This is a genomic window from Dyella humicola (genome assembly GCF_026283945.1).
In the GTDB taxonomy this organism is placed as follows: Bacteria; Pseudomonadota; Gammaproteobacteria; order Xanthomonadales; family Rhodanobacteraceae; genus Dyella; species Dyella humicola.
Genome location: NZ_JAPDPC010000001.1, coordinates 3,185,087 through 3,211,611, shown reverse-complemented (window position 1 = coordinate 3,211,611; position 26,525 = coordinate 3,185,087). Strand labels below are relative to the sequence as shown.

Here is a 26,525-nt window from a genome sequence, read left to right as displayed (position 1 = left end):
TGAGGGCGTGATCTGGGCGAATGAACAAACGCAGGTGCGCGTTTTGCCCCGCTATCATGCAGAAAACAGGCGAGCACGTCGAAGCCCGCGTCATCGGGGCACGCGACATCCGCCCGGTACACCATGAGGGCTCAGCGTGATCTGCCAGAGTTGATTGCGGCGACTGCGGAATACGGCGGTAGACACCGAAAGATAGAAATGCCACATGCGGCGGAAGTGATCACCGTAGTGCGCCGACAGTTGCGGCCACGCCGCGTCGAAATTCGCGCGCCACGCGGTCAGTGTGCGGTCGTAATCGGCACCGAAGTTGTGCCAGTCCTCCACCACGAACAGGTTCTGGAGGGCTTCGGCGACCTGGCCCGCCGCGGGGATCATCGAGTTGGGGAAGATGTATTTCTCGATCCACGGATCCGGCCTGGCGGGTGAATTGTTGGTGCCGATGGAATGCAGCAGGAAGAGTCCGCTTCCGTCGTGACCGTCCGGGCGCAGGCAGCGGCGGGCGACCTCGAAATACGTGCGGTAGTTGAGTGCGCCGACATGCTCGAACATGCCGATCGAGAAAATCGCATCGAACGGTTCGTCGATATCCCGGTAGTCCTGCAGGCGAATGTCCACCGGCAGTCCGGCGCACAGCTGGCGCGCGAATTCCGCCTGCTCTTGTGAAATCGTGATGCCTACGGCATGCACGCCATAGCGTTCGGCGGCGTACTTGAGCGCTTCGCCCCAGCCGCAGCCGATATCCAGTACGCGCTGGCCAGGCTTGAGCTTCAACTTGCGGCAGATCAGGTCGAGCTTGGCCACCTGGGCGTCGTCAAGGTTGCTTGCTTCGGCCCAATAACCGCACGAATACACCAGGCGTTTGCCCAGCATGGCCCTGAACAAATCGTTGCCGAGGTCGTAATGCGCCTTGGCTACCTCGAACGCGTTGTCGCCGCGCTGCATATTGATGAAGCGAGCCTTGAGGTGGGCGATCAAGGTGTCCAACGTCTTCAGCTCCATGTCCAACTGCGTGTGGAGCAGGTGCGTGAACATGCCGGGCAAATCGTCGGCGTCCCACCAGCCGTCCATATAGCTTTCGCCAAGCCCCAATGAACCGTGCGCGAAGACGCGTGCATACAGACGGTCATCATGCACGCGCATGTCGGTCGGTGCGGGGCCGCCAATCTGGATGCCGGCGTGTTCGAGCAGACTGGCTGCACGTTGCTTCAGGGAATCCTGGCTCATGCGTACCTCGCTTGATGGGCGACGATCATTGCTGGGCGCGGCTCAAAGCCATCTGCGCGGAGACATGAATCAGACTCTCAGGTCTTGCCCAGCGAGGCAAAGCTTGCGGGAGCGATTGCATACACCGCGTCGACGCCGCAGGCCCGGACCGCCTCCAACAGCACTTGCGCCTGGGCTTCGCTGACCAGGAATTCCACCTTGACGGCCAGATCATCGGCCAGCTCGAAGAACTGCTCTTCGCGCAGTACGCCGTGCCGCCCGAAGCCACACATGGCACGAAACGCGGAGCCTCCGCCGATGCCGCTCTTCTTGGCCCGCTCAAGTAGCCACTCATACATCAGCACACCGTCGTGGCGCGCTCTTGTATGGCAGTAGAAGGACAGTTGCACACCCTGCTGCAAGGTTTCCTGGTTCATACCTCCTCCGAATGAGTCAGAGACTCCCTAGCTGCGCAACAGCGCGCGGGTAAGGGCGATGCCGGATATGGTCAGTGCGATGGAGCCCACCAGATGCACGGCCACGTGCCCGCCGAACCAGAGGTATTGCTGGCGCAGCAGGAGCGTGGTCGATTCGGCCGAAAACGTTGAAAACGTGGTGAGGCCGCCGAGAAACCCAGTGGCGAGGAACAAGCGCAGCTCCGGCGGCAGCGTCTGGAAATGGTCGAAAAGGCCCAGCACGACACCCATCAACAGGCCGCCAATGAGATTGGCGGCGAGCGTGCCCAAGGGCAGGGTGGGGAACAGGGGGTTGAGCATCACGCCCAGGCCCCAGCGCAGCCAGCAGCCCAATACACCACCCACGCCTACGGCGATAAATCCGGTGTAGCCCACGTCGTTTGTCTCCTTAGCAAGTCAAAAGACTTCCGGAAACAGGCCACACGCCTGCGCCCCGGAAGCTCCGGCGGTGCAGGCATCATCAACCCGAAGGTGGTTTGCCCTTCCGCGTGTCATCCAATGTCGGTGACGGCGCGAGGGCGGGAGGCATGCCATCTCCCCGTGCGCGCCATGCTAGCCGATGCATGCCCGATCGTCATGATGGCGGCCATGCGTGAGTCGCAGGCCGGGCCAACGAGTCGCAGCGAACGCGCATGCGCAGGTCTGATTCAAGTCAAGACATGACTTTCTGCCAGTACTAGGTTTTCCGTGCCCTTTCAGAGGAAGCCCTGTTATGCACCCGATATGGCATGCCGTCTTAATGGAACCGGTAGGCTGGCTGGCTATCGGTGGCAGCATCATCATGGTCGGGACGGGGATCGCCGTTGGCCTCTTCGTGCGCAGCAAGGTGCGCGAGCAAGAGCGCGAAAAATAAGGCCGCGGCAGCTTGTCGTCCGTAGGGCGATGGGACCTTAGCCTTTACCAGTTATTGGCGTGCTGGCTTGACGCCCAGGGCAGGGGGCTTTAGGTAAGGCGCGCCTCGAAACGGCCAATCGTCATGATTCGTGGGGCTTGGGGCGCCGCTATACTCGGCGCTCTCCGCCAGCCGTGCCATGCTCATGACCCCATCCCAGCGTCCCATACGGCGCAGCCTGCCGTGGCTGCTCGCGGGACTGTCGATGATCGGCCCGTTCTCGATCGACGCTGTTTTTCCGGCGTTTCCGCTGATCGGCGCCCGCTTTGGCGTGGACAGCGCAGGGCTGCAGCAGATGATCAGCGTGTATCTGATCACCTATGCGGCGATGAGCCTGTTTCACGGTGCCATTTCCGACGCCATTGGGCGCAAACCCGTGATTGTCGCGGGCATGCTGGTGTATGCGTTGGCTTCGGCAGGTGCAGCGCTTTCCACCTCCTACGGCATGCTGCTGACCTGCCGTGCCCTGCAAGGCGTGTGCGCGGGCGCAGGCCTGGTGGTGGGGCGGGCCGTGGTTCGCGACAGCCTGGCGGGGGCGGCGGCCCAGCAGTTGATGTCGCGTGTGATGATGATCTTCAGCGTTGCGCCCGTGATTGCGCCCATTGTCGGCGCGCAGTTGCTGTTCCTCGACGGGTGGCACGGTATTTTCTGGGTCCTGATGGGCTTCACCCTGCTGCTGGCCGCGGCCTTGATCCTGTTTCTCGACGAGTGCCATCCGCCCGAGGCCCGGACCCCTTTTCACCCTCGTACGCTGGTACGCGGCTATCTGGAATTCGGTCGGGATCGCCAATTCTGGCCGCTGTTAATCTCCTGTTCGGTGAACTTCGCCGGGCTGTTTCTGTATATCTCGTCTGCGCCCCACATCATCCGGGACCTGTTGCACCTTTCCGCGCAAGGATTCCCGTGGCTGTTCCTGCCGGTGGTGACGGGGCTGGTCATTGGCGCCTGGCTGTCGGGCCGGTTGGCCAGTCGACGCAGCGTGGCCTTCACCGTGAATCTGGGTTACGGCTGCTTGCTCCTGGCGTGTGCATTGCACCTGCTCGCTGCCCTGGTGAGTCGCGAACCCATGCTGCCGTGGTCCATGTTGCCGCTGGTTTTGCATGGCGTTGGCGTGCAGCTGGCATTCCCGACCTTGACCCTGTTGTTGCTGGATCGCTTTCCGCACCGGCGCGGCGGTGCTTCGTCGGTGCAGGCGTTCGCCAGCCTGCTGCTGTGTGCGTTCGTGGCCGGCGTGATGTCGCCATTGCTGTCCGGCCACATGCTGTATCTGGCCCTTGGGGCGAGTTTGCTCACCGTGATTGGATGGCTCTCCTGGCGTTGGTACCACTCCATGACGCGGCGTCCGCTGGCGGCGCAGCATTTTGGGCCGACGGTGGAGACGGAGTTGCAGACGGAGATCACCGAGCCGCGGTAGGTTTCAGCCGAAAACGGCGGCCCCACCCTCATCCAGCAGCCCGCGCGCAAACAACCATTGCCGCGCATTCGCCGCATCCTGCTCAAACCACGCTCGCGTCGATCCCAGCCGAAACGAATAGCCCCAGGCATCCATGTCCGTCATCAGGCGCTGGCGCCCCACGCCGGGCAGTTCGTCGGCGAGCACGATCTGCAGATAGCAGGTGGCGTCCTCCTCATCGATCGAGTCGGTGGCATCGGTGTGGACAGACTCGCGTCGCTCTTCAGGCAGCACGATCAGGTGCCCGGCCTCATGCAGCAGCGAATGCACCGGCGTGTCGTCGCGGGCATAAACGGTCGTGCCGATGATGCCGGCCTCTTCATCACCCCAGAAACTGCCGGGAATCGGAAGGCCGAGGTCAACCCGCTCCAGGCGCAGCCCATAGCGCGCCAGCAGCGTCGATGGCGTGGCGAAGCCCAGTTCGGCCAGGCGCATCACGCTGGCTTCGTCGAGAGAAGTGGAGGGTTCCAATGACATGGCGATAAAGGTCGCCGCCTGCTGGCGGCGACAGGTCGTGCGAGTTGCTGCGCAGGCGAGGCCCGCGCAGTGGCATCAGCCCGCTTTGGGCTGGGCGTGGTCGGGCAGGGCTACCGAAAGCTCGAGGATCTCGTGTCCACTGTCGCGCTCGACGTTGATGTTGATGGCTTCGAGGTCGACGTGGACGTATTTCTTGATCACTTCGAGCAGCTCGTTGCGCAGCAACGGCAGGTAGTCAGGGGCGCCACGGTTGGAACGCTCCTGAGCCACGATGATGCGAAGACGCTCCTTGGCGACGACAGCGGTGGGTTCCGGCTTGCGCTTCAGGAAATCAAGAATACCCATCGCGATTAGCCTCCGAATACGCGCTGGAAAAAGCCCTTCTTGGGCGCGTCGAGGAAGCGCAGGGCACGTTCCTCGCCGAGAATGCGGGCCACCGTATCGCCATAGGCCTGGCCGGCCAGCGAGTTGTCGTCGAGGATGACCGGCACGCCCGCATTGGACGCGGCCAGTACGTTCTCCGACTCGGGAATGACGCCGACGACGTTGATACCGAGGATGTCCTCGACGTCCTTTACGCTCAGCATCTCGCCGACGGCGACGCGAACCGGGTTGTAGCGGGTCAGCAGCAGGTGCTGCTTGATGGCACCTTCGCCACGTTCGGCGCGACGCGTCTTGCTGGCGAGCAAGCCGAGGATGCGGTCGGAGTCGCGCACCGAGGACACCTCGGGGTTGACCACCACCACGGCGTGATCGGCGAAGTACATCGCCAGATGCGCACCCTTTTCGATACCTGCCGGCGAATCGCAGACGACGTAATCGAAGCCTTCCTTGCCGAGATCCTCGAGGACCTTCTCGACACCTTCCTGGGTCAGGGCGTCCTTGTCACGCGTCTGGCTGGCCGCCAGCACGTAGAGGCTGTCGTAGCGTTTGTCCTTGATCAAGGCTTGCTTGAGCGTGGCTTCGCCGTGCACGACGTTGACGAAGTCGTACACCACGCGCCGCTCACAGCCCATGATCAAGTCGAGGTTGCGCAGGCCGACGTCGAAATCGATCACCGCGACTTTCTTGCCGGCCATGGCGAGGCCCGTAGCAAGCGAGGCGCTGGTGGTGGTCTTGCCGACGCCGCCTTTGCCCGAGGTGACAACGATAATCTCAGCAGTCAAGGCTCATCTCCGCATAGTTCTTTGTAATAGTAGGTAACAGCAATCAAGCGATCGTCACAGCTTGGCGATCAGCAGTTTTTCACCTTCGAGCCAGCATTGCACAGACTGGCCTTCCAGGTCTTTGGGAATTTGTTCAAACACGCGGTAATGCCCGGCGATCGCCACCAGTTCAGCGCGGAAATCCGAAACGAAGATGCGCGCCTTCTCATCACCCTGTGCGCCGGCCATGGCACGACCACGCAGGCCACCATAGATATGGATGCTGCCGTCGGAAATGACCTCGGCACCGTTCGCGATGACGCCGGTGACGATCAGGTCGCGGTCGCGAGCATAGATCTGCTGGCCTGAACGTACCGCGCCGTCATGATGCATGGCCCCCAGCGATGGAGCGGCTTGCTGCGCCGGCTCGTTGCGGACCGGTTCCGCACGGCGTGCGGGCTCTTCCGTGGCAGCGGGTGGCGCTGGCGGCGCAATGCTGCCGCCATCGGCGGGCTCGTAAGCGGCGCGGAACTTGGCAATCAGCGGCAGGCCCATCCGTCGAGAAAGGGCTTCGACCTCGCTGGTGCCGTAGGCCAGGCCCACCGGCAGCATGCCGGCGCTGCGCACGGCTTCCAGCAAGGCATCGACCGAGCCGTCATCGGGCAGCTCGCGCAGATGGCTCAGGTCCAGCACGACCGCGGCACGGGAGAACAATTGAGGCGCCGCATGGACGCGACGCTCCAGCTCTTCGCAGAGGGCGGCGGCGTCCACGCGGCGTACGCGTACATTGGCAATGCCGACCTGGCCGAAGCGCAGGTCGCAAGCGTCTTGAGTATCCATTCGCGCATTCATGGGTGACGCTTCCCGGCCAAACGGCGCTGGGGAGCATCAGGGGTCAAGGGGCGCTGGCGCTCGGCCAGCCAGGGAACGTCGGGCAGGCCGTCGTGATCGAGATAGGTTTCGCGAACGAACGCGTAGCTGGGCAGGTCCTTGGCCAGCAGGCTGACTTGCGGGCCATCGGCACCCATGCGCTGCTGGCCGACTTCCTGAAAGCCGTAGGTGCCGTGGAACAGCACCACCACGTCGTCGCGTGGCTCCAGGAACACTTCGCAGGTCAGCAGCGGTACGCGCACTTCGGCATAACTATTGACGTCGCAATAGAAGATACGACCCAGGCCGTGACGGCGATAGGCGTTGGCGATGACGATGCGGTCGATGTAGACGAACTGCGGATAGTGCTCGGAGAACCAGCAGTAGTTGGGGCTGTCGTATTCGCTGCCTTCGCGCAGCGCAATAAGGAACCCGGCGAGATGGCCATCAATCTCGGCCACGCGAAAATAGTCGGCGTGGTCGTAGAAGTAGCGCAGCTGTGCCGCGTCAAGGGCGAGGATGGTGCGGCCGGCGGCGTTGTTGAGCGCCAGTACGGCATCCAGGTCGTGCTCTCGCACGTCGCGGATGGCAAGGGCCATTCGTTGCTCCGCTTTGTGTGGTTCGAGGACAAGACCGGTGTTCGGCCCCGCGTGACGGGCGGCATTATGGCACGCGGCGACGGGCCGCACATATCACGGCGCACCATGTAAAACCTTTGTAAAGCTCGAGCTGCCATGGCTTTTGGCAGGGAGTGGGCAATGACTTCTCACGCATTGCACCACGAGGGCGCCTGGCTAATGATGCCGGGTATGACATGGTCCAATATCAATCACATCCGCTTACTTCGTTACGCCGGGCTGACCACGTACCTGTGCGTGGCGCTGCCGCTGCTACCGGGTAGCTGGAGCCTGGCGCAGGTCAACTCCTGGTGGAGTAACCCGGATATTTCCGGCTGGATTTTTTCCTACCTGACGTTCGGCGTGACCTATCTGTTGCTGACCCGTCGATCGAGCGTGACCCGCCAGGCCGGGTTGCCCCCCGTCCTGCGGCTGATTGGCCTGGTCATCTTGACCGGCTCGGCCATCGCGATGGGCTGGTTCAGCCAGAGCGGCCTGTCAGCCATGTTGATGCTGGTGATCGCGGTCGTGCTGCCGTGGCAGTTGCCGGTAGGGGCGGGCCTGATGTGGATGCTGATGCAGAACCTCATGCTGATACCGATCATCGCCAGCTATAAGGGGTGGACCACTGTCACGGCCATCCTCCAGGTCTGCATGTATCTCGGCATTTCGGCGCTGGTGTTCTTTACCTCGATGATCGCCAGCCTGCAGGCGGAGGAGCGTGAAGTTCAGCGTCGCCTCAATTCGGAGCTGCGCGCCACCCGTGCCCTGCTAGCCGAGTCCACCCGCATCGCGGAGCGCATGCGCATCGCGCGCGACCTGCATGACCTGATTGGCCATCACCTTACGGCTCTGAGCCTCAACCTGGAAGTGGCCAGTCATTTGACTAATCCACAGGCCGCCGAACACGTCTTGAAAGCTCAGGCCACGGCCAAGCACCTGCTCTCGGATGTGCGCGAAGTGGTGAGCGAGTTGCGCCAGGACGATGCCATCGACCTGACCCAGGCCTTGCGCAGTCTGATCGAAGGCGTGCCTGGCCTGAATGTGCAGCTGGATACGCCGCCACGCTTCAGCGTGGAGGATCCACGCCGGGCGCAGGTGTTGCTGCGTTGTGCCCAGGAGATCATCACCAATACGGCGCGCCACGCCGCTGCCCGCAACCTGTGGCTGCGCTTTGACTACGTCAACGCCAATTTGCTGGAACTGGCCGCACGCGACGACGGCCGGGGCGCGACGAATTTTCGGCCGGGCAACGGCCTGTCGGGCATGCGTGAGCGGCTGGCCGAGTTTGGCGGCAGCGTGATGGTGGACCCGGCCCTCCATCAGGGCTTTGCGCTCACGGTACGTCTACCCTTGGGGGAGGCACCCGAGCTGGCGCATACCCCGTCGCGGTTCGAGCCGCCCGCTTTGGGCATGCTCTAGATGGGGTCCCCACCACCCGTTGCTCGTGCCAAAATGACCTGCTTGGATAGCAGCATCGTTCTTCCCCGTAGCCCGTGGGCATCGCACATGGGCCACCATTGCTTCGAGGATCCGCGATGATTTCCGTCTGTCTCGTCGACGACCAGAACCTGGTTCGCCAAGGTGTCCGTTCACTGCTGGATCTGGCGGAGGACATCCGCGTGGTAGCCGAGTGCGCCGATGGCGCCCAGGCCGTGCAGGATATTCCGCGGATCAAGCCCGATGTGGTGCTGCTTGACCTGCGCATGCCCAATATGAGTGGCCTGGAAGTGTTGCAGGCGCTGTCCGCGCGCAATGAACTGCCGCCCACCATCATCCTCACCACCTTTGATGATGATCAGCTGGTGCTGCAGGGCCTGAAGGCCGGGGCACGCGGCTACCTGCTGAAGGACGTGTCGCTGGAGCAACTGGTGGAGGCCGTGCGCACCGTGGCTGCCGGCGGCTCCCTGGTGGCACCCATGGTCACCCAGCGCCTGCTTGCCGGCGTGGGGCGCATGCAGAACCAGTTCACCAGCCTGGAACAGCCTGATCCGTTGACCGAGCGCGAGACCGAGATCCTGCGTCTGCTGTCCGGTGGCTATAGCAACAAGGAGATCGCCAACTCCCTGAAAGTGGCGGAGGGGACGGTCAAGAACCATGTCTCCAACATCCTGTCCAAGCTGGGCGTGCGCGACCGTACCCGGGCTGTCCTGAAGGCGCTGGAACTGGGCATCGTTTGATGCCCAGGCAGGGCTCCATGGGGCCCTGCGCCATACCCAGAAGAATGGCCGTTAGGCAGTCTTTACGGCCCGATAGCGTTCCTGCGCGCGATTAAGTACCATCGGAGGCTTCGGCGCTGGCCGACCCCCTGTCACGATGCGATCCTTCGGGAATCTCCCGTGGCCGGCCGGTCTCCGGCGACTGCCTTGTGCCGTAGACAGAGAGACGTGCGGAGAACCCTGGAATGATGCGTGTTCTTGAATTTATTGTTGCCCTAGTCATTGTCGCCGTCGTGGCGGTGGTGGTGGGCTTGGTTATGCCTGGCAGTGGCCATGTGGAAAGGTCGCTGGTCGTCGGCAAGGACATGCGTCAGGTCTATGACGTGCTGAACAACCTGCGTCGCTTCCCGGAATACTCCGTGCAGCGCGAGTACGACCGAAACATCAAGTACGACTTCTCGGGCAAGGCCTATGGCCCGGGCGCCGAGCTGACCTGGACCGGCAGCGACCCGAAGGTCGGTAGCGGCAAGTTGACCATCGCGTCGGCCGACCCGAGCTTCGACAAGGTCGACTCCACCGCCAAGAAGGCTTCCATCATCTGGAACGTCGACAACGACTGGCGTGGCAATGACAAGCATTTCACCCTCGACCTCGATCGCCAGGGCAGCCGCGGTCAGCTGACCAAGATCACCTGGTCGTATGATGTCGACTACGGCTTCAACCTGATCAACCGTTATTCCAACCTCTACATTCATGGCGATCCGGATGCGTTCATCCAGTTCACCCTGAATGACCTGCAGAACGTGTTGGCTTCGGTCCAGAACGTCGATTACAGCAAGTTGACCCCGTACATCGAGCAGACCCAGCCCACGCCGATGCTGCTGGTGTCCTCGTCGATCGAGCGCAAGGGTGGTCTTGAAGCCCTGAACGACGCGACCGACAAGGCTGTCAGCCAGATTCAGGCTGCCGCCAAGAAGCTTGGCGTGAATGTGGTGGGTCCGCGCGTCATCTTCACCACCAACTATGGTGATCAGACCTATACCTTCGACGTCGGCATGCCGATCAGCGCGACCAGCCTGAACGTGGCTGGCCAGGCCGTGGAACTGACCCCGGCCAAAGCTCCGGACCTGGCGACGACTGCAGAGGCCGGCACCAGCGCCAATGCTGCCACCAGCACGCCGGAGAACAATGCTCCGGGTGGTCATGACCGCTTCGGCCGCCTGATCGTCGACGACAACGTGCGCGCTTTCCTTGCTTTCGGTGGCCCGGCCCTCAAGGCCGTGTGGAACGGTACCGCTGCTGGCGTGCCGCAGACCCGCGACCTGCTCAAGGCTTATGCCCAGACGCACGGCTACAAGTTCGACGAGGTGGTGAACCGCTTCTACGACATCGAAGCCAAGCCGGAAGTGAAGCAGGGCGACGAAGTGAAGAGCTACGCTGAGTTCGACGTCTACCTGCCGCTGAGCTCCGCCCCGGACCAGACTCCGGAGCAGGAAGCGGGCATCAAGCCGCCGAGCCTCGACGACAGTGGTGACCAGGCTCCGGCCGCTCCCGCCAGCGCTGCCACGACCGCAAAGTAAGCCGGCCTCCAACGTCGGTTTATCGAGAAGGCCCTTCCCCGTGAAGGGCCTTTTCATTTATGCGAGGCCGTCGCCCCGGTGTGGTCGAACTTTTCGGTTACATTGCGGGTCGACCGTCGCTGGACGACCCGGCGGCACGCTTCGTGCGAAGCCCGCGCTCTGACCTCGACTGGACATGATCGAAACCGAACAGCTCACCCGACGCTATGGCAACCTGACCGCGGTAGATGCGCTCAGCATTCGTGCCGAGCCTGGCCAAGTGCTGGGCCTGCTGGGCCCCAATGGTGCCGGCAAGACCACCGCCATGCGCATGATCGCCGGATTCCTGGAGCCCAGCTCCGGCACGGCGCGGGTGTGCGGCCACGACGTCCGCAAGGAGCCGCTCAAAGCAAAGCGCGCACTCGGCTATCTGCCGGAAGGCGCGCCCAGCTATGGCGAGCTGACCGTGCGCGAATTCCTCACCTTCATCGTCCGCATTCGCGGCCTGCGCCATGACGCCGGCTATCGCCGCTTCGAAGAGGTGGTGGCGCGCTTGCAACTGGAGAGCGTGCTGGATCAGTGCATCGATACGCTGTCGAAGGGGTTGCGGCGACGGGTCGGCCTGGCGCAGGCGATCCTGCACAACCCGCCGGTGCTGATGCTCGACGAACCTACCGACGGCCTCGATCCCAACCAGAAGCACACCGTGCGTCAGTTGATCGACGCCATGGCACGCGAACGCACCATCCTGATCTCCACCCATCTGCTGGAGGAGGTGCATGCGCTGTGCAACCGCGTGGTGATCATCGCCAACGGCCGTCTGCTGGCCGATGCCACGCCGGCCGAGCTGGAAGCGCGTTCGCGTTATCACGGCGCCGTGTCGTTCAGCGCGCCGGGCAGCGGCGTGTCGCAGGAAATGCTGGGCCGCCTGCCGCAAGTGGCGTCGATCGAAGTGGATCCGCTCGATGGGCGCATCACGGTGTTTCCCAGGCCGGGCGAGCGCATTCTTGAGCCGGTGGAAATGTTGTTGCGCCAACAGGGCTTGGAAGTGTCGGAAATTCAGCTGGAACGTGGACGTCTCGATGAGGTGTTCCGGAACATCACCACCAGCGCCGAGGGCAGGGCATGAGTCCGGTCGTGGCGGTGGTGCGGCGCGAATTGCGCAGCTATTTCGTGACGCCGGTGGCGTATGTGTTCCTGGTTATCTTTTTGGTGCTTGCCGGCATTCTTACGTTCTACGCGGGTGATTTTTATCAGCGCGGGCAGGCCGATCTGCAACCGTTCTTCGTGATGCATCCATGGCTTTACCTGGTCTTGGTGCCTGCGGTGTCGATGCGCATGTGGGCTGAGGAGGCCAAGGGTGGCACGCTCGAGTTGCTGCTCAGCCTGCCACTGACTCTGGCGCAGGCCATGCTGGGCAAGTTTCTCGCTGCCTGGCTGTTCATCGGACTGGCCCTGGTGCTCACGTTTCCGATCTGGATCACGGTGAACTATCTGGGATCACCTGATAACGGTGTGATCCTGGCCAGCTACATGGGCAGCTGGTTGATGGCGGGCGCGTTCCTGGCCATCGGTGCATGCCTTTCGGCGGTGACGCAGAGCCAGGTGGTGGCCTTCGTGCTGACCGTGGTGGTGTGTTTCCTGCTGATCCTCGTGGGTCAGCCGCAGGTGCTGGAGTTTTTCCAGGGTGCGCTGCCGCGCAAGCTGGTGAACGCGGTGGCGCATCTGAGCATGTTGCGGCACTTCGAGGCGATCTCGCGTGGCGTGCTCGATCTGCGGGACCTGCTGTATTTTCTGTTGACCATGGCTGCCTGGCTGACCGCCGGCGTGCTGGTACTCGATCTCAAGCGGACGCCCTGACCGATGGCGCGCCTACACTTCAGTCGACGAACCGTCCTGCTGACCGCGCTGGCCGTGCTGGCGATCGGATTCGTGGCCCTTACGCTGGCCAGCAGCCGCTGGTTGCGCCTGGGGCGGGTGGATCTCACCGCGGACAAGCTCTACACCCTCACGCCAGGCACCATCCACATCGTGCGCGGCCTGCGCGCTCCGCTGAAGCTCACGCTCTATTTCTCCGAACATGCCACGCGTGACCTGCCGCAGCTGCGCAGTTACGAGCAGCGCGTCAGTGAGATGCTGCAGGAGATGGTGGCGCGTGCGCATGGGCGACTGCGCCTGCAGATCGTCGATCCCGTGCCGTACTCCGACGACGAGGCCAGTGCCGAGGGTTATGGGCTGACGCCGATTAGCGGCGGCACCAATGGCGAGCGGGTGTTTTTCGGCCTGGTCGGCAGCACCCTGTCACCCAATGCCGACACCGACACCGATGGCGACGGCGACGGCCATTTGCCGGGCAAGACCCTGGCCATGCCCTTGTTCGATCCGTCACGCGAGACGTTCCTTGAATACGACATCGCGAAACTTCTTTACGAGCTGGACCAGCCGTCCAAGCCGCGTGTCGGTCTGATCAGCAGCCTGCCGGTACAGGGTAACCCGGTGATCGGCGAAGAGCCGTGGACGGCAATGCGTCAGCTGGGCCAGCTGTTCGATATCAAGACTCTCGATCCCAACAAGCTGAAAGGCATCGATAGCGATATCCAGGCGCTGCTACTGGTCCATCCCAAGCATTTGTCGGCGGATACGCTCTATGCGATCGACCAGTACGTGCTGCGCGGCGGTCACCTCGTGGTGTTTGTCGATCCGCTGGCGGAGATGGACAACACGCCGTTCGTGAACAGTAGTGGGCTGACCGACGACCATGATTCCGATTTGCCCAAGCTGTTTGCGGCGTGGGGCGTGCAATACGATCCACAGAAGGTCGTGCTTGATCGGTCGCGGGCATTGCGTATCGAGCTGGCCGACAACACTTCCATGAGCCACCCTGCCATGTTGGGCCTGGGGCAGCAGGAGCTCAATCACGACGATGTGATCACGGCCAGCCTGCAGCGGGTTAACGTATCCAGCACCGGCTTTTTTGATCTGTTGCCCGGCACCTCGTCGCGGCTGTTGCCGCTGATGCAGACCTCGACCGATGCCCAGGTCGTGTCGAGCCAGCGCGTGCGCGAGTCGATCAGCAATCCCGCCAACCTGCTGGACAATTACAAGCCGGACAACGCCCACTATGTCGTCGCGGCGCGTCTGCGTGGACAGTTCTCCAGTGCTTTCCCGGAGCGTGCGGGTGAGGCGGGCCATTTGGCGACGTCGGGCGCCGCCGCCGAGGTGATCCTGGTTGGCGATACCGATCTGCTCAGTGATCGCCTGTGGGTGTCCTACACGCAAAGCATGTTGGGTCAGCCGCAGCTCAGTGCGTTGGCCAACAATGGGGACTTCATCACCAACATTGCCGATAACCTCAGCGGTTCCTCGGCACTGCTCTCCATCCATGGGCGGGTCAGCTCACAGCGTCCGTTTACCCGGGTGTTGGCGTTGCAGAGCGTGGCCGACCAGAAATTCCTGGCGAAGAAGCAGGAGTTGCAGCGTGAGCTGGCGGTGACACGCAGCCGTCTCAGCGAACTGCAGCCTGCCAAGGCGGCGCGTAGCGATGGGGTCAGCGCGGAGCAGCGCACCGAGATCGAACAGTTCCTGCAACGCCAGCTGGAAATCAACAAGGAATTGCGCAATGTGCAGCACCAGTTCAATGCGGAGATCGATGCGTTGGGACTGCGCCTGAAGTTCATCAATATCGTGCTGGTGCCAGCCCTGGTGGCCCTGATTGGACTGCTGTACGGCTGGCGCCGTTCCATGCGCAGCCGGCGCCGGGTCTAAGATGGACGGCGCAGGATTTTGGGCGGCAATCTGTCGCAGTGCAGCCAACCAGGGACAACGGTTGCAAGGAATTATGCTATGCGGTCGCCGGTGAGCCGGTCCGGATCTGATCAATGATGGCAAGCGTGCTCAAGTGGATCGTGCCCTGGGAGTTTTCCTGGGTCTTCCTGCTGATCTTCGTGACTTGTGGCGTGCTCTATGTGTGCGGCGGACGTCGTCTGTCGGTGAGCGTCGGTCGCCAAATGGCGTTCTGGATCGGCATGGCGATGATTTACGCGTCGCTGCATACCTATCTGGACTACTTCTTCGAGCATGAGTTTTTCATGCATCGCATCCAGCAGGTGCTGCTGCATCATCTGGCGCCGCTGCTGATCATCGCCTCGTATCCGGGCTCGGTGTTGCGCAAGGGATTGCCGTTGGGTTGGCGCGTGCGCCTGCTACGACCGGTGTTGCGTTCCTGGCCGTGGCGCCTGTTCAGCGCCGTGCTGCTGAATCCGGTGGTGGCGACGGTGCTGTTCGTCGCCTTCATCCTGATCTGGCTGGTGCCGTCAATGCAGACGCTGGCCATGCTGGACTGGCGTATCTATCGCTTCATGAACTGGTCGATGCTGGTCAGCGGCTTCAGCTATTGGTGGCTGGTGCTCGACCACCGTCCACGACCACCAGGCCGCATGACGCCGGGCATGCGCGTGCTGTCTCCGGGCATCACCATGACGCCGCAGATTCTGGCGGGCGCCATTGTCACGTTTTCCAAGACCGACCTTTATCCGATCTTCGAGATTTGCGGGCGTGCTTTTACCTTCAACGTACTGACGGCGCAGTTGGTGGGCGGCGTGATCATGTGGGTGCCCGCGGCCATTATTGAATCGATCGGTGGCCTGTTGGCCATGCGTCAGTGGTTACGCCTGTCGCGCAGCGGGCGCATTCGCCGCAAACCGCGCCCGGCGAGGCGTGGCGCGCGCACGACGCCGGTATCGGTAGCTCAGGACTGACGCGCGCACGCTGGCGACAATCATTCCGGCGTTGAGAGCCGCGACGACTACTCGTTCTGCCCATGCTCAGTGGGCGTGATCCATTCCCGACGGCATATCGCCCGCATCGGTGGCGTTGGCCGGGCGGGCAAGAAAATCAGCATCCAGTTTGCTGTCGTCGCTAAAGATCAGGGTCAGTTTGACCTTGTCGCCTGGCTTCACCGGGGCAGCCGCCTTCATCAGCATCAGGTGGTAAGCGCCGGGTGACAACTGAGCCTTGCCGTGGGCAGGGATGACGAGGCTATCGACTGGGGCCATGCGACCCATGCCGCCTTCCGTCGAGCTCTTGTGCAGCATGACGCTGGCGTAGGTTGCACTGCTGGCGCCGCGCAGGCTGGCAGGCTGGTCACCCGTATTCTCCAGCGTGACATAAGCACCAGCGGGCAGGTCGCCGGGAAGTACGCGTATCCACGACTGACTGGCGCGGATGTGTTCCGCTTCGGTGGCATGCGCGCCGCCGGCCAACAGCATGCCGGCGATCAGCAAGGGCAGGGCGCGCGTGGCATGCAAACGAAAGCTCATGAGGAAGCTCCCAGGCTCAGCAGCAGATGCAGGTCATGGACAAGGTCGTCCTGAGGATTGCCCGGCGTTGCCAGCAGACGTGCCTTGCCGCCGCGGTCGAACACGTAGATAGCCGAGCTATGGCTGACCTCGTACTGGCCGTCGCCCTTGTCGGGTTCGCGCGTGAATGCCGATCGATAGCGCTTGCTCAGGGCCTCGATCTCGCGTGGTGCACCGGACAGTCCTACGGCTCGTGGATCGAATGCATTCACGTAGGCGTGCATGACCTCGGGCGTATCACGCGCCGGGTCGACACTCACGAACAGAATGCGCGCGCCGTCGGCCAGCGGACCGAGTCGCTGCATCACGACGTGCAATTGGGCCAGCGTCAGCGGGCAGACATCCGGACAATGCGTGTAGCCGAAATACAGTATGACGACCTTGCCACGATAGTCCCGGCCAGTAACGGGATTTCCATGATCGTCGACCAGTTTGAAGTCCAGGTCGGGCATGTGACCCGTGATATTGGTGAGTCGCCAAGGCACTGACTCGTCGCGGTTGCAGCCAGCCAGCAGCAAGCTTCCCAGGATCATCGCCAGCAGCAACACGAGGCGGCTGGCGCGGCGAAGCTTCATGCGAGAATCGATGCGAATCATCCCGTCAGCATACGATACCGGCCGCCCTGGCGGCGCCCGCTACTCCAAGGAACTGCACGCCATGCGACAAACTGTCTCCGTCTCTGGCGTGCTGATCGGCCTGGCCGGCGCCACCGCCGTGTTGCTGGGCGCCTTCGGGGTCCACGCCTTGCGCGACGTGCTCGATGCGCGCGGCAGCGAGTTGTGGCACACCGCCGTGAGTTATCACTTCTGGCATGCGCTCGCACTCGCCTTGACCGGGGGCGTCGCTCACGGGCGTGCGCGACGCGTGGCGACCGTCGCGTTCCTGCTGGGCATCGTAGTTTTCTGCGGCAGCCTCTACGCGCTCGCTCTTGGCGCGCCGCGCTGGGTCGGCGCGATCACGCCGCTGGGGGGCGTCGCCTTTATGGTCGGATGGATGGTGCTGGGTGTCGCGCTAGGTTCCGCAGCCAGGCGCGACGCACGCTGAGCATCGTCATGCACGATCCACTCGCGCCGCGTAACAGCCGGGGCGTGCCATATGGATGTGCAGGTAGGCGACGTTGTCATCGTCGAAGAGGCGCTCGATCAGCGATTCCAGCGCGGTTCCTGGCGTCACATCGGCATCGCGCAACATGCCGCGTTCATCGAAACCACGCACGGAAAGCAGGCGTCGGCGCAGCTGATCGGGCACAAGGTCGACTTCGTCGTACTGCTGCTCGCCTTCGCGGATATAGATCGCATGGCGGGAGCGAAACGGAGAATCCGCCGACTGGTGCTCGAAGTTGAGCAGGATCAACGATTGTCCGGGTTCGGCATCGGTGAGGCTGATGCGGCAGGGATAGCCATGCGCGCGATCGGCGACAACGCGCATCGCCAGTCGCTCAGCAAGCGCTTCCGCGGACAGTGAGAAAAGGCCGGCGAACGGCTCGGCGGGCAGACCGGTAATGCGGAAACTCATGGCAACGCTCCGGTAGATGTTGCCAGGAGCTTGCCGCTCGTTCGGATGAGTCGCCATCCGTTTCTTGCGCCTTTCCCGAAAGGGGAGCCGGCATCATGGCGAGGTGGGTTACCCTCGCGCCTCGATTCAGTCGACGCGGAAAATTTCCAGGGTTTCGCACTCCGGGCACCGATAACTCTGCAGCTCGGTGTTTTCCGACTCTGCATGCTTTTCCGCTTCGGGTGGCAGTACAGGATGTGGAAGCATTTCCACTTTTTGGCCAGCCTGCGTACAGGCTTCGCACAGGACCGGGCCATCGGGCAATGAGCGATAGTCGTTCGCCATGAGGGTTCTCCGTGGGATGCGTCGCAACCTGGGATGGGTTGTATGGCATCACGCCTCACCTTAGCGCGGGTATCGTGCAGGGCATGTCGATATCAGGACGGGCCTATCCCGCCTCAACGAGGCCGAATATCAGCCGGTTTCGTCGTCGGCTACCGGCTCAGCCGTGTCGCGCTGCAGCCGCCCATTTTTTCTGAGAGCCTCGCGCAAGACGAACTCGATCTGCGCGTTGACGCTGCGCAGATCGTCATCGGCCCAGCGCTGCATGGCTTCCAGCACAGCAGCGCTAATACGGAGCGGATAGGCTTTTTTTTCAACCGCCATAGAGCGTGCCGGCGTTCACCACCGGTTGGGTGGCGCGGTCGCCGCAAAGCACGACCAGTAGGTTGCTGACCATGGCGGCCTTGCGTTCTTCGTCCAGTTCGACCACGCCTTGCTGGCGCAGGCGTTCAAGCGCCATGGCAACCATGCCGACCGCGCCCTCGACGATGCGCTCGCGGGCGGCGACGATGGCATTGGCCTGCTGGCGCTGCAGCATGGCCTGGGCGATTTCCTGGGCGTAAGCCAGGTGGCTGATGCGCGCTTCGATGACCTGCACGCCAGCCTTTTCAAGGCGTGCCTGGATCTCATCGCGCAGATGGTTATTGATCACCTCGCCGTGGCTGCGCAGGGCAGGCTTGCCGTTGTCATGTCCGTCGTATGGGTAGTTCTGGGCCATCTGGCGTAGCGCGGATTCGCTCTGGATGGTCACGAAGTTCTCGTAGTCGTCCACGCAGAACACGGCTTCGGCGGTATCGACGACCTGCCAGACCACGATGGCGGCGATCTCGATCGGGTTGCCGTCGCTGTCATTGACCTTGAGCTTGCTGCTCTCGAAGTTGCGCACGCGCAGCGAGACGCGCCGGCGGCTGTAGAACGGATTGGTCCATCGCAGTCCTTCCTCTCGCACGGTTCCGGCGTACTTGCCGAAGAGTTGCTGTACCTGGCCCTCGTTCGGGGCCACCTGGAAAAATCCTTTCAGCATGACGAGCGTGACCACGAACAGGCCGAGGCCCAGCATGCCAATCCATCCCGCGCCGCTTTGCATCATGTTGGTCCAGAGAGCGGCGCTGACTAGCGCCAGCACGAGACACAGCACGATGGTGGGGATGCCCGCGATCGAAAACCCTTGACGCTCGTTCATGGTGATTCCTCCCTAGATAGGAGAAAGTAGATATCAAAAAGATATCAATCAGCAAGTGCCGGCCAAGAAGACGTTCAATGACTGCCGATGCCTGGCCTGGTGTGCTGGTTTTCTGGGACTGGTGCCGGCTTCACCGGCGAGATGTCTTCAATCTGCAGGCGGGAGAAAAGGTTGGTGATGTTGAAGAAGTGCCATGGATCCCCGTCGCCCGTGTCCATGGCGATATGGCTGCTGTCGAAATGGCGCAAGGCGGCGTCAAAGCTTTGCCAGTGACCGTCGACCCATGCCTGTACCCAGGCATGGGGCACGAAGACGTGCGACCTGCCGCCATAACGATCGCGGTAGACCATGCCGGTGACCACCCGCGCTGGAATCCCTTCAGCGCGAGCCAGCGCAGCCAGCAGGACGGCGTATTCGGTGCAGTCACCCTGGGGATGGCTTACCACCTCCAGCGCCGAGGCGTAGCCCACGTCCAGCCCGTGCGGGGTGATGTAGGCACTGACGAAGCGGCGCAGACGCTGCATCTTCTCCATGCTGTCCGATGCGTCTCCCACCACTTGAGCCGCGAGCCGGCGAATGGTCGGTGAGTCCGATTGCAGCCAGGCATTGGGGCGTGAATCCTCCGGTCGCGGTGGCGCCTCGCCATGGGACCCGGCAGGGCCGATGTCGACCCGCCATTCGCCATGCCCGAGATTCCAGACCTGCTGCTCGTCGGTCGCGATGGCCGGTGCCGGGTCGCCCTCGGGCAGGTGCATGCGATAGCGCAGAAACGTGTCATGCAGTGACGCCGAGAGCGGTCGCGGCGAACCCACCATCGCCGTGCGGAGCATGTCCACGTGCTGCTCGGGAGCGAGGGCACAGGTCCGGTCGCAGGCCATCATTTCCATTTCGCGGCCGAGCACGCCCAGCACGCCCTTGCGGGTGCGGCCGCGCTCGTCCAGCCAAAGATCCACAATTTGCGTCCCGCGTGGCGATCGGATGATCTGGCGCTGGTGGCCTAGTGTCACGACCCCACCGGGCAAGGCGACCTGCTCGTTGCCAAGCACCTGCATGGACGCGTGCACCACCTGCAAACTGGCCGGATCGAACATGCGCAACTCGTAGAGCTGACCCGGACGAACGCCGGCCCGTGCGAACGCAAGGCGCTGCCCTTCGCTGAGCAACGCCCCTGGTGGCCAATCCATCCGCTCCTGCCGGGACACGCCACCGACCGTCGTGGTCACGATAAAGCTGTCATCTGGTTGGCGCTGCCCTTGAATCGTAGTGTCCATGGCAGACAACGTCGTGCGTGCCGCAAAGGCCAGCGGCTGGCCAGCGGTGCTTTCCACGCTGCGCGTCATGTTGCTCAGAGGAACGTCCCTGCCATTGCGATGAAAATCGATCGACAAGGTTTGCGTGGTAGTAACGACGTCGCCGTCGCGCTGGTAGTCGATACGCACCTGGCCGATCTTGCGGCCATCCAACAGCACCGTCATCCAGGTACTGTCGTCGGCTACCGGCGTGCTGGCACCGGCCGGCATCCAGGGTGCGAGGCACAACGTCAGCACCAGCAAGAGCGGGGCGATCCGGCTGCGCATGTCGTCCTTCCATGGGACGGATACTTGGGAACAGTCAACGCCTGATGCGGGTGGCCGTCAATGCGCGTTTGGTGAAGTTGTTGATGGGTTGGCGCGGAGCGCCACGCCGCCGCATACAATGCGGCTTTGCCCCGTTCCGGAGAATCCGATGAAGCCGTTTGGCACGCCTTATTCCGACCATGCCTTGCGCGTGCTTCTGCTTGGCTCCGGCGAGCTTGGCAAGGAAGTGGCTATCGAACTTCAGCGTTATGCGGTGGAAGTGATCGCGGTAGACCGCTACGCCAACGCACCAGCCATGCAGGTGGCGCATCGCAGCCATGTGATCGACATGCTGGACGGCGCTGCCTTGCGCGCACTGATCGAAAAGGAAAAGCCCGATCTGGTGGTACCGGAGATCGAGGCGATCCACACGCCCACCCTGATCGAGCTGGAGAAGGACGGCCTGCGCGTCATCCCGACCGCCCGCGCCGCCTGGCTCACCATGGACCGGGAAGGCATCCGTCGGCTGGCTGCCGAAGAATTGCAGCTGCCCACGTCGCGCTACCGCTTCTGCGAAACGGAAGCCGAGTACCGCGACGCCGTAGCCGCCGTCGGTCTGCCGTTCGTGATCAAGCCGGTGATGAGTTCGTCGGGCAAGGGCCAAAGCGTGGTGCGTCAGCCGGCTGAATTGCAGCCTGCGTGGGACTACGCCCAGTCGGGTGGGCGTGCCGGCAAGGGCAGGGTGATCGTCGAAGGCTTCGTGGATTTCGATTACGAGATCACCATGCTGACCGTACGTCACCGGGATGGGGTGAGTTTCTGCGCGCCGATCGGCCATCGCCAGGAAGATGGCGACTACCGCGAGTCGTGGCAGCCGCAGCCGATGAGCGAGGCTGCGCTGGTCGAAGCGCAACGTCAGGCCGCCGCCATCACCGCTGCGCTGGGAGGCTGGGGTGTGTTTGGCGTCGAATTCTTCGTGAAGGGCGATGACGTGATTTTCTCCGAGGTCAGTCCACGCCCACACGACACCGGCCTGGTGACCTTGATCTCGCAGGACTTGTCCGAATTCGCGCTGCACGCGCGCGCCATCCTTGGCTTGCCGATACCTGCGATCCGCCAGCTCGGGCCCTCGGCCTCGTGTGCGGTACTCGTGGAAGGCGACGGTGAAGCGCCGCGTTACTTCGACGTGGCGGATGCCTTGGCAGAGCCCGACACCCAGCTACGCATCTTCGGCAAACCCACCGTGAAAGGTCGTCGACGCATGGCTGTAACGCTGGCGCGCGATGAAAGCATCGAGGCGGCCAAGGACAAGTCGATACGCGCGGCCAAGGCCTTGCGCGTGGAGCTCTGACGAAGCAGGCTCGCGTGAAGCGGTCAGCCTGACGGGTGGCCCGTTCCCACTGCACTTCGGGCGTAGTGACGCTGCGCCTCATCCACTGGAGGATACGATGCAACCGACGGAATTCGCGCACTGGCTGGTGGTGATGATTGAAACCTTTGCCGCGCTGTTCATGCTGTTGCTTGTGTTGCTGGTCGCCGTGGTGATGGTGGTGTGGTTCGTTGATCGCAACCAGACTTCCAACTCAGTGCTGCGCAATTTTCCAGTCATCGGGCACTTCCGTTACTGGTTCCTGCACCTGGGCGAATTCTTCCGGCAATACCTGTATTCCAGCGACCGCGAAGAGTTGCCGTTCAACCGCGCCCAACGCTTGTGGGTTTACCGCGCCGCCAAGAACGTGGACAACACCAATGCGTTTGGTTCCACCCGCGATCTGCGCGGCGAGGGCGTACCGTTCTTCGTCAATGCACCGTTTCCCGCGCTGGGCCAGAAGCATGTGGAGCCGCGGCCGGTCACGCTGGGTCCGTATGCACGCGAGCCATATCAGCATGCGGCGTTCTTCAATATTTCCGCGATGAGCTTTGGCGCGTTGTCCGCGCCGGCCGTGCGTGCGTTGTCGTTCGGTGCGGCGAAGGCAGGTATCTGGATGGACACGGGTGAGGGCGGGTTGGCGCCGTATCACCTTGAAGGGGGATGCGACATCATCTTCGAGATCGGCACGGCCAAGTACGGCGTGCGTACGGCTGATGGCAAGCTCGACGATGAAAAGCTGCTGGCGATCTGCGCGCACAAGCAGGTAAAGATGGTGAGCATCAAGCTCGGCCAGGGCGCCAAGCCCGGCATGGGTGGGCTGCTACCAGCGGCCAAGGTGACGCCGGAAATTGCCGCCATCCGTGGCATTCCGGTGGGTCAGGATTCGCAAAGTCCCAACCGTCACCTGGACATCGGCAATGTGCAGGAGCTGATGAATGCGATCCAGCACATTCGCGATCTCACCGGTAAGCCCGTCGGCTTCAAGGCCGTGTTTGGCGGCATGGACTGGATTGCCGAGCTGTGCGACGAGGTGAGCAAGCGCGGCATCGAAAGCGCGCCCGACTTCATCATTGTCGACGGTTCGGAAGGCGGCACCGGCGCCGCGCCGCAGACCTTGATGGAGGGCGTGGGCCTGCCGCTGCACGAAGCGCTGCCGGCGCTGGTCGATATGCTCATCGTCAAGGGCCTGCGTGAGCGCATCAAAGTGATCTGCTCGGGCAAATGCATCGCGGCTTACGACGTGGCCTGGGCGCTGTCGATGGGCGCGGACTTCGTCAATTCCGCGCGCGGTTTCATGCTGGCACTGGGGTGTATCCAGTCACTGCAATGCAATCGCAATACCTGCCCCACCGGTATCACCACGCAGAATCCCAAGCTGCAGCGCGGCCTGGTGGTGACGGACAAGAGCGAGCGCGTCTTTCACTACGCCAAGAACGTGATGCACGAGGTCGGCATCATCGCGCACAGTTGCGGCGTCGATGAACCGCGGCAACTCGACCGCACGCATTGTCGCGTCGTCGGCGATGACGGCCTTTCTGTGCCGCTGGTGAAACTGCATCCGTATCCGGTGATGCCCGCTGCCGTCGCCCAGCAGGGAAGGTAACGCGACGATCGAGCGATGCTGGCCTGGCCTGGAGACGTGACGGGTGCACGGCGTAGCCCAGCCGGCAGCCGGGCAGTCAATCTTCCTGCATCTCCACCCAGCCCTCGCTGGTGCGGATCTGCATCGGGCGGAAGCGGCGCTTGTAATCCATCTTGGGATGACCGGCGATCCAGAAACCCAGGTAGATCCAGGGCAGGCCGCGGCGCTGGGCCAGCGCGACTTGTTGCAGGATGGCGTAGGTGCCGAGGCTGCGTGCGGTTTCGTCCGGGTCGAAGAAGGTGTAGACAGCCGACAGGCCTTGCAGGCAGACATCCGTCACGGCTACACCGAGCAGGCGAGTGCCGAGGCGGAATTCCAGGAACATGGTCGGACTCCATGGCGCCGTCAGGAATCGCCGGAAGTCGCTGGCATCGGCCTCATCCATACCGCCGCCGGGGTGTCGGCTACGCAGGTAGCGCTCGTACAGCGTATGTCGCTCGGCGTTATAGCCAGCCATCGACTCGATCACCTGGATATCGGCATTGCGCTTGAGGCAGCGGCGCTGGGAGCGGTCGGGGCTGAAATGCAACGCGTCGATCCGGCAGGGCGTGCAGGCGCGACAGCTGGTGCAATACGGGTAGTACAGATGGCCGCCGGCCCGACGAAAGCCCCGTTCCAGCGCCGGACCATAGAGCTGGTCGAGTTGCGGGGCCGCCGGGTCGATCACCAGGTTCTGTGCCGTGCGCTCGCCAAAATAGCCGCAAGTGTGCGGCAGGGTTTGGAATAGGCGGACACGATCAGAGCGCATGGGACGATTCTATGTCCGCTTTAGTGGAGTTTGTGAGTACGAAAAGTCCTATAACACGTGCGGGATAGATTCCCGGTTATCTCCCGTCGGGGGCAGATGCTTGGGACAGGACTCAAAGCCTTGGGGGGTTGATGGGCAAGGGCGGAGTCCGATCCGTCAAACGGTGTCGATCGGCCAGCCGGGTGACGTTGCCCCCTAGATGACACCCATGTAGCGCAGCATCAGGACCACAAACGCGCCAGCGACCGCCAGCATGACGATGCGGCGAATGCGCGTGGCAACGCTCTTTTGGTGGGTCTCGGGCGTCGGGTTGCGCGCCAGGGCAAGCTCCTCGCCGTGCCGTATGACGGGCTCGATGCCCAGCTCCTTCAAGACGGTGCGGGCTTCGGTGTAGTCATCGGCCTTGTTCACCCACACCTGGGGCCAACTGTCGCGGTCTTCATTGCGTTGCGAATAGCTGAAGCGCTGGTAGCTCGGCTTCTTCCAGTTGGAGCGATTGGTGATCGTGCACTCGATGCCTTTTTCGGCCAGCAGCGAGGCGACACGGTCGATGTTTTCCTGCCGGGGCGAGGTATAGAGCTGGCGCATGGGGTAAACCTGTCTTCGTCGCCGTAGCGGGCCTGGGGAGTATCGTGGGCGGGCCATGGCATGGCGGGCACCGGCGCCACGGTTGGCCACGGTGTCCCGAGCATGGCCCGATTTTACGGCAAAGCGCTCACTTAGCCGCGCAGGCGGATCAGACCTTCCTGCGCGCTGGAGGCCACCAGCCGGCCATCGCGGCTGAAAATCTGACCACGGGCCAGGCCGCGCGCGCCTTGTGCCGTCGGGCTGTCGAAGGAATACAACAGCCATTCATCGACGCGGAATGGCCGATGGAACCACAGGGCGTGGTCCAGGCTGGCCATCTGCACATTGTGGGTGTAGTACGAAATACCGTGCGGCAGCGTTGCCGTGCCAATCAGGTTGAAGTCCGAGGCATAGGCCAGCAGGGCTCGGTGCAGCGACGGGGCGTCGCCTACGGGCGCGGTGAGGCGGAACCAGATGTGCTGGATGGGCGGGCGCTTGGTGGGGTGCAGCTTGTCCTGCGGCCACACATGGCGGAACTCGAAGGGCGCATCCACGCCCAGCCAGCGCTGCAACTTTTCGGGAAACCGGGCCAGCTCTTCCACCGTCAGCGGATGCATCGGCTCGACGTCCTCGGGCATGGGCACCTCGGGCATCGAGGATTGATGCTCGAAGCCTGTTTCGGGCACCTGAAAGGAGACAGAACCGGTCAGTATCGGCTGGCCATGCTGGATGGCCACCACCCGCCGCGAGGAGAACGTGCCGCCATCACGGGCGCGTTCCACGCTATAGACGATGGGGGCATCCGTGTCGCCCGCGCGCAGGAAATACGCATGCAGCGAGTGCGCCTCGCGCAGCGGGTCGACCGTACGTTGGGCAGCCGACAAGGCTTGGCCGAGCACCTGTCCGCCGAATACGAAATGCGTGCCGATGTCCCGGCTCTGACCGCGAAACAGGTTGTCCTCCAGTCGCTCGAGTTCGAGTAGGTCGACCAGTTCTCGGACGTGTGTTTCCGTCATGGGTGGCGCTCGGCGGGTGGTTGGCCGACGATTATAGCGGTCTTGTCCAGGCCGGTTCGGCCCGTAACGCTGCTTGACCTTACTGGCGGGGGCACGAAATGCTGGCAGCCAGTCATCGAGGCAGCGCCTGAACGGACATGGACGGATTTTCCACGGAGGAGCAGGGGCAACTGCTCGCCCTGAAGGGTATCGGCGCCACGGTGGTGACGCGCCTGGAGCAGATCGGTTTCACCGAGCTTGCCCAGTTGGCCGGGCAGGACCCGGCGGATCTCACCTATCAGATCAGTCGTGCCCTTGGTTCGACCTGCTGGCACAACAGTCCCCAGGCCCGTGCTGCGATCCAGGCCATTGTCGATCTGGCGCGGCGCCAGAGCGGCCTGGCGAAGGGGTGAGCATG

At 62.9% G+C, this 26,525-nt stretch carries 31 protein-coding genes and 1 riboswitch; of the genes, 13 read left to right on the top strand and 18 right to left on the bottom strand.

What is annotated here, in order from left to right; translation table 11 throughout:
- Positions 1-90 precede the first annotated feature (90 nt).
- The 3 genes from cfa to crcB all read right to left on the bottom strand — a co-directional run bounded on the left by cfa (position 91) and on the right by crcB (position 2,054).
- The gene (gene cfa, locus OUZ30_RS14280; RefSeq protein WP_266182981.1) at positions 91-1,224 is read right to left on the bottom strand and encodes a cyclopropane fatty acyl phospholipid synthase; all 1,134 of its coding nucleotides are present in this window, start codon (positions 1,222-1,224) and stop codon (positions 91-93) included.
- Between the two features lie 77 nt (positions 1,225-1,301).
- Positions 1,302-1,640 carry a DUF190 domain-containing protein gene (locus tag OUZ30_RS14275; RefSeq protein WP_266182980.1) on the bottom strand — a complete coding sequence of 113 codons (339 nt, stop codon included), beginning with the start codon at positions 1,638-1,640 and terminating at the stop codon, positions 1,302-1,304.
- A gap of 27 nt (positions 1,641-1,667) precedes the next feature.
- Complete coding sequence (gene crcB / locus OUZ30_RS14270; RefSeq protein WP_266182979.1) at positions 1,668-2,054, bottom strand: fluoride efflux transporter CrcB; 387 nt, start codon at positions 2,052-2,054, stop codon at positions 1,668-1,670.
- Positions 2,055-2,123: 69 nt separating this feature from the next.
- Positions 2,124-2,226: riboswitch (Fluoride riboswitch) on the bottom strand.
- Between the two features lie 165 nt (positions 2,227-2,391).
- Here crcB and OUZ30_RS14265 point away from each other — a divergent pair.
- Both OUZ30_RS14265 and OUZ30_RS14260 read left to right on the top strand, forming a co-directional pair.
- On the top strand, positions 2,392-2,532 hold the full coding sequence (locus tag OUZ30_RS14265) for a hypothetical protein (protein WP_266182978.1): 141 nt from the start codon (positions 2,392-2,394) through the stop codon (positions 2,530-2,532).
- A gap of 184 nt (positions 2,533-2,716) precedes the next feature.
- The gene (locus OUZ30_RS14260) at positions 2,717-3,985 is read left to right on the top strand and encodes a multidrug effflux MFS transporter (RefSeq protein ID WP_266182977.1); all 1,269 of its coding nucleotides are present in this window, start codon (positions 2,717-2,719) and stop codon (positions 3,983-3,985) included.
- Positions 3,986-3,988: 3 nt separating this feature from the next.
- Here OUZ30_RS14260 and OUZ30_RS14255 read toward each other — a convergent pair whose 3' ends face one another.
- The 5 genes from OUZ30_RS14255 to OUZ30_RS14235 form a co-directional block, all read right to left on the bottom strand.
- On the bottom strand, positions 3,989-4,459 hold the full coding sequence (locus OUZ30_RS14255) for a hypothetical protein (RefSeq protein WP_425601522.1): 471 nt from the start codon (positions 4,457-4,459) through the stop codon (positions 3,989-3,991).
- A 117-nt stretch (positions 4,460-4,576) separates the two neighbouring features.
- Positions 4,577-4,846, bottom strand: a complete 270-nt coding sequence (minE, locus tag OUZ30_RS14250) for a cell division topological specificity factor MinE (RefSeq protein ID WP_266182975.1) — start codon at positions 4,844-4,846, stop codon at positions 4,577-4,579.
- Positions 4,847-4,851: 5 nt separating this feature from the next.
- Positions 4,852-5,667: a septum site-determining protein MinD gene (minD, locus tag OUZ30_RS14245; RefSeq protein ID WP_266182974.1), complete on the bottom strand. Its 816-nt coding sequence runs from the start codon at positions 5,665-5,667 to the stop codon at positions 4,852-4,854.
- Between the two features lie 54 nt (positions 5,668-5,721).
- Positions 5,722-6,498 (bottom strand): septum site-determining protein MinC, encoded by a 777-nt coding sequence (gene minC / locus OUZ30_RS14240; protein ID WP_266182973.1) that lies wholly within the window; start codon positions 6,496-6,498, stop codon positions 5,722-5,724.
- The gene (locus OUZ30_RS14235) at positions 6,495-7,115 is read right to left on the bottom strand and encodes a GNAT family N-acetyltransferase (RefSeq protein WP_266182972.1); all 621 of its coding nucleotides are present in this window, start codon (positions 7,113-7,115) and stop codon (positions 6,495-6,497) included. Before OUZ30_RS14235 ends, minC begins: the two co-directional genes overlap by 4 nt.
- Before the next feature lie 210 nt (positions 7,116-7,325).
- Here OUZ30_RS14235 and OUZ30_RS14230 point away from each other — a divergent pair, with 210 nt between their 5' ends.
- The 7 genes from OUZ30_RS14230 to OUZ30_RS14200 all read left to right on the top strand — a co-directional run bounded on the left by OUZ30_RS14230 (position 7,326) and on the right by OUZ30_RS14200 (position 15,608).
- Complete coding sequence (locus OUZ30_RS14230) at positions 7,326-8,555, top strand: sensor histidine kinase (protein ID WP_266183185.1); 1,230 nt, start codon at positions 7,326-7,328, stop codon at positions 8,553-8,555.
- A 116-nt stretch (positions 8,556-8,671) separates the two neighbouring features.
- Positions 8,672-9,313, top strand: a complete 642-nt coding sequence (locus tag OUZ30_RS14225) for a response regulator (RefSeq protein WP_026635939.1) — start codon at positions 8,672-8,674, stop codon at positions 9,311-9,313.
- Between the two features lie 224 nt (positions 9,314-9,537).
- On the top strand, positions 9,538-10,872 hold the full coding sequence (locus tag OUZ30_RS14220; RefSeq protein ID WP_266182971.1) for an SRPBCC family protein: 1,335 nt from the start codon (positions 9,538-9,540) through the stop codon (positions 10,870-10,872).
- 175 nt (positions 10,873-11,047) lie between these two features.
- Positions 11,048-11,980: an ABC transporter ATP-binding protein gene (locus OUZ30_RS14215; RefSeq protein ID WP_266182970.1), complete on the top strand. Its 933-nt coding sequence runs from the start codon at positions 11,048-11,050 to the stop codon at positions 11,978-11,980.
- Complete coding sequence (locus OUZ30_RS14210) at positions 11,977-12,711, top strand: ABC transporter permease subunit (RefSeq protein WP_266182969.1); 735 nt, start codon at positions 11,977-11,979, stop codon at positions 12,709-12,711. Before OUZ30_RS14215 ends, OUZ30_RS14210 begins: the two co-directional genes overlap by 4 nt.
- A gap of 3 nt (positions 12,712-12,714) precedes the next feature.
- Positions 12,715-14,616, top strand: a complete 1,902-nt coding sequence (locus OUZ30_RS14205) for a GldG family protein (RefSeq protein ID WP_266182968.1) — start codon at positions 12,715-12,717, stop codon at positions 14,614-14,616.
- A gap of 113 nt (positions 14,617-14,729) precedes the next feature.
- A complete protein-coding gene (locus OUZ30_RS14200; protein ID WP_266182966.1) occupies positions 14,730-15,608 on the top strand; it encodes a cytochrome c oxidase assembly protein in 879 nt (292 codons plus the stop codon).
- A gap of 66 nt (positions 15,609-15,674) precedes the next feature.
- Here OUZ30_RS14200 and OUZ30_RS14195 read toward each other — a convergent pair whose 3' ends face one another.
- Together OUZ30_RS14195 and OUZ30_RS14190 are read right to left on the bottom strand one after the other, a co-directional pair.
- The gene (locus OUZ30_RS14195) at positions 15,675-16,169 is read right to left on the bottom strand and encodes a copper chaperone PCu(A)C (RefSeq protein WP_266182964.1); all 495 of its coding nucleotides are present in this window, start codon (positions 16,167-16,169) and stop codon (positions 15,675-15,677) included.
- Positions 16,166-16,783, bottom strand: a complete 618-nt coding sequence (locus OUZ30_RS14190; protein ID WP_266182963.1) for an SCO family protein — start codon at positions 16,781-16,783, stop codon at positions 16,166-16,168. Before OUZ30_RS14190 ends, OUZ30_RS14195 begins: the two co-directional genes overlap by 4 nt.
- An 82-nt stretch (positions 16,784-16,865) precedes the next feature.
- On the opposite strand from OUZ30_RS14190, the gene OUZ30_RS14185 reads away from it, so the two are divergent.
- Positions 16,866-17,252: a DUF423 domain-containing protein gene (locus tag OUZ30_RS14185; RefSeq protein WP_266182962.1), complete on the top strand. Its 387-nt coding sequence runs from the start codon at positions 16,866-16,868 to the stop codon at positions 17,250-17,252.
- 6 nt (positions 17,253-17,258) lie between these two features.
- Here OUZ30_RS14185 and OUZ30_RS14180 read toward each other — a convergent pair whose 3' ends face one another.
- From OUZ30_RS14180 to OUZ30_RS14160, 5 genes are all read right to left on the bottom strand, one after another.
- Positions 17,259-17,723 carry a DUF1203 domain-containing protein gene (locus OUZ30_RS14180; RefSeq protein WP_266182961.1) on the bottom strand — a complete coding sequence of 155 codons (465 nt, stop codon included), beginning with the start codon at positions 17,721-17,723 and terminating at the stop codon, positions 17,259-17,261.
- Positions 17,724-17,849: 126 nt separating this feature from the next.
- Positions 17,850-18,047 carry a hypothetical protein gene (locus OUZ30_RS14175; protein ID WP_266182960.1) on the bottom strand — a complete coding sequence of 66 codons (198 nt, stop codon included), beginning with the start codon at positions 18,045-18,047 and terminating at the stop codon, positions 17,850-17,852.
- A 129-nt stretch (positions 18,048-18,176) separates the two neighbouring features.
- Entirely contained in the window at positions 18,177-18,368 is a 192-nt protein-coding gene (locus OUZ30_RS14170) for a type II toxin-antitoxin system antitoxin (protein ID WP_266182958.1), read from the bottom strand.
- Complete coding sequence (locus OUZ30_RS14165) at positions 18,358-19,227, bottom strand: SPFH domain-containing protein (RefSeq protein WP_266182957.1); 870 nt, start codon at positions 19,225-19,227, stop codon at positions 18,358-18,360. Before OUZ30_RS14165 ends, OUZ30_RS14170 begins: the two co-directional genes overlap by 11 nt.
- Before the next feature lie 74 nt (positions 19,228-19,301).
- The gene (locus OUZ30_RS14160) at positions 19,302-20,804 is read right to left on the bottom strand and encodes a transglutaminase-like domain-containing protein (protein ID WP_266182956.1); all 1,503 of its coding nucleotides are present in this window, start codon (positions 20,802-20,804) and stop codon (positions 19,302-19,304) included.
- 148 nt (positions 20,805-20,952) lie between these two features.
- Between OUZ30_RS14160 and purT the strand changes: the two genes are divergently transcribed.
- Both purT and OUZ30_RS14150 read left to right on the top strand, forming a co-directional pair.
- Positions 20,953-22,134 (top strand): formate-dependent phosphoribosylglycinamide formyltransferase, encoded by a 1,182-nt coding sequence (purT, locus tag OUZ30_RS14155; RefSeq protein ID WP_266182955.1) that lies wholly within the window; start codon positions 20,953-20,955, stop codon positions 22,132-22,134.
- Positions 22,135-22,231: 97 nt separating this feature from the next.
- Entirely contained in the window at positions 22,232-23,758 is a 1,527-nt protein-coding gene (locus OUZ30_RS14150; RefSeq protein WP_266182954.1) for an FMN-binding glutamate synthase family protein, read from the top strand.
- 76 nt (positions 23,759-23,834) lie between these two features.
- On the opposite strand, the gene OUZ30_RS14145 is transcribed toward OUZ30_RS14150, so the two are convergent.
- The 3 genes from OUZ30_RS14145 to tesB form a co-directional block, all read right to left on the bottom strand.
- Positions 23,835-24,545: an arginyltransferase gene (locus tag OUZ30_RS14145; protein WP_266182953.1), complete on the bottom strand. Its 711-nt coding sequence runs from the start codon at positions 24,543-24,545 to the stop codon at positions 23,835-23,837.
- 195 nt (positions 24,546-24,740) lie between these two features.
- Positions 24,741-25,133 carry a putative signal transducing protein gene (locus tag OUZ30_RS14140; protein ID WP_266182952.1) on the bottom strand — a complete coding sequence of 131 codons (393 nt, stop codon included), beginning with the start codon at positions 25,131-25,133 and terminating at the stop codon, positions 24,741-24,743.
- A 131-nt stretch (positions 25,134-25,264) separates the two neighbouring features.
- Positions 25,265-26,128, bottom strand: a complete 864-nt coding sequence (gene tesB / locus OUZ30_RS14135) for an acyl-CoA thioesterase II (protein ID WP_266182951.1) — start codon at positions 26,126-26,128, stop codon at positions 25,265-25,267.
- Positions 26,129-26,265: 137 nt separating this feature from the next.
- Here tesB and OUZ30_RS14130 point away from each other — a divergent pair, with 137 nt between their 5' ends.
- Entirely contained in the window at positions 26,266-26,520 is a 255-nt protein-coding gene (locus tag OUZ30_RS14130; protein ID WP_266182949.1) for a helix-hairpin-helix domain-containing protein, read from the top strand.
- The last annotated feature ends 5 nt before the right edge of the window (positions 26,521-26,525 follow it).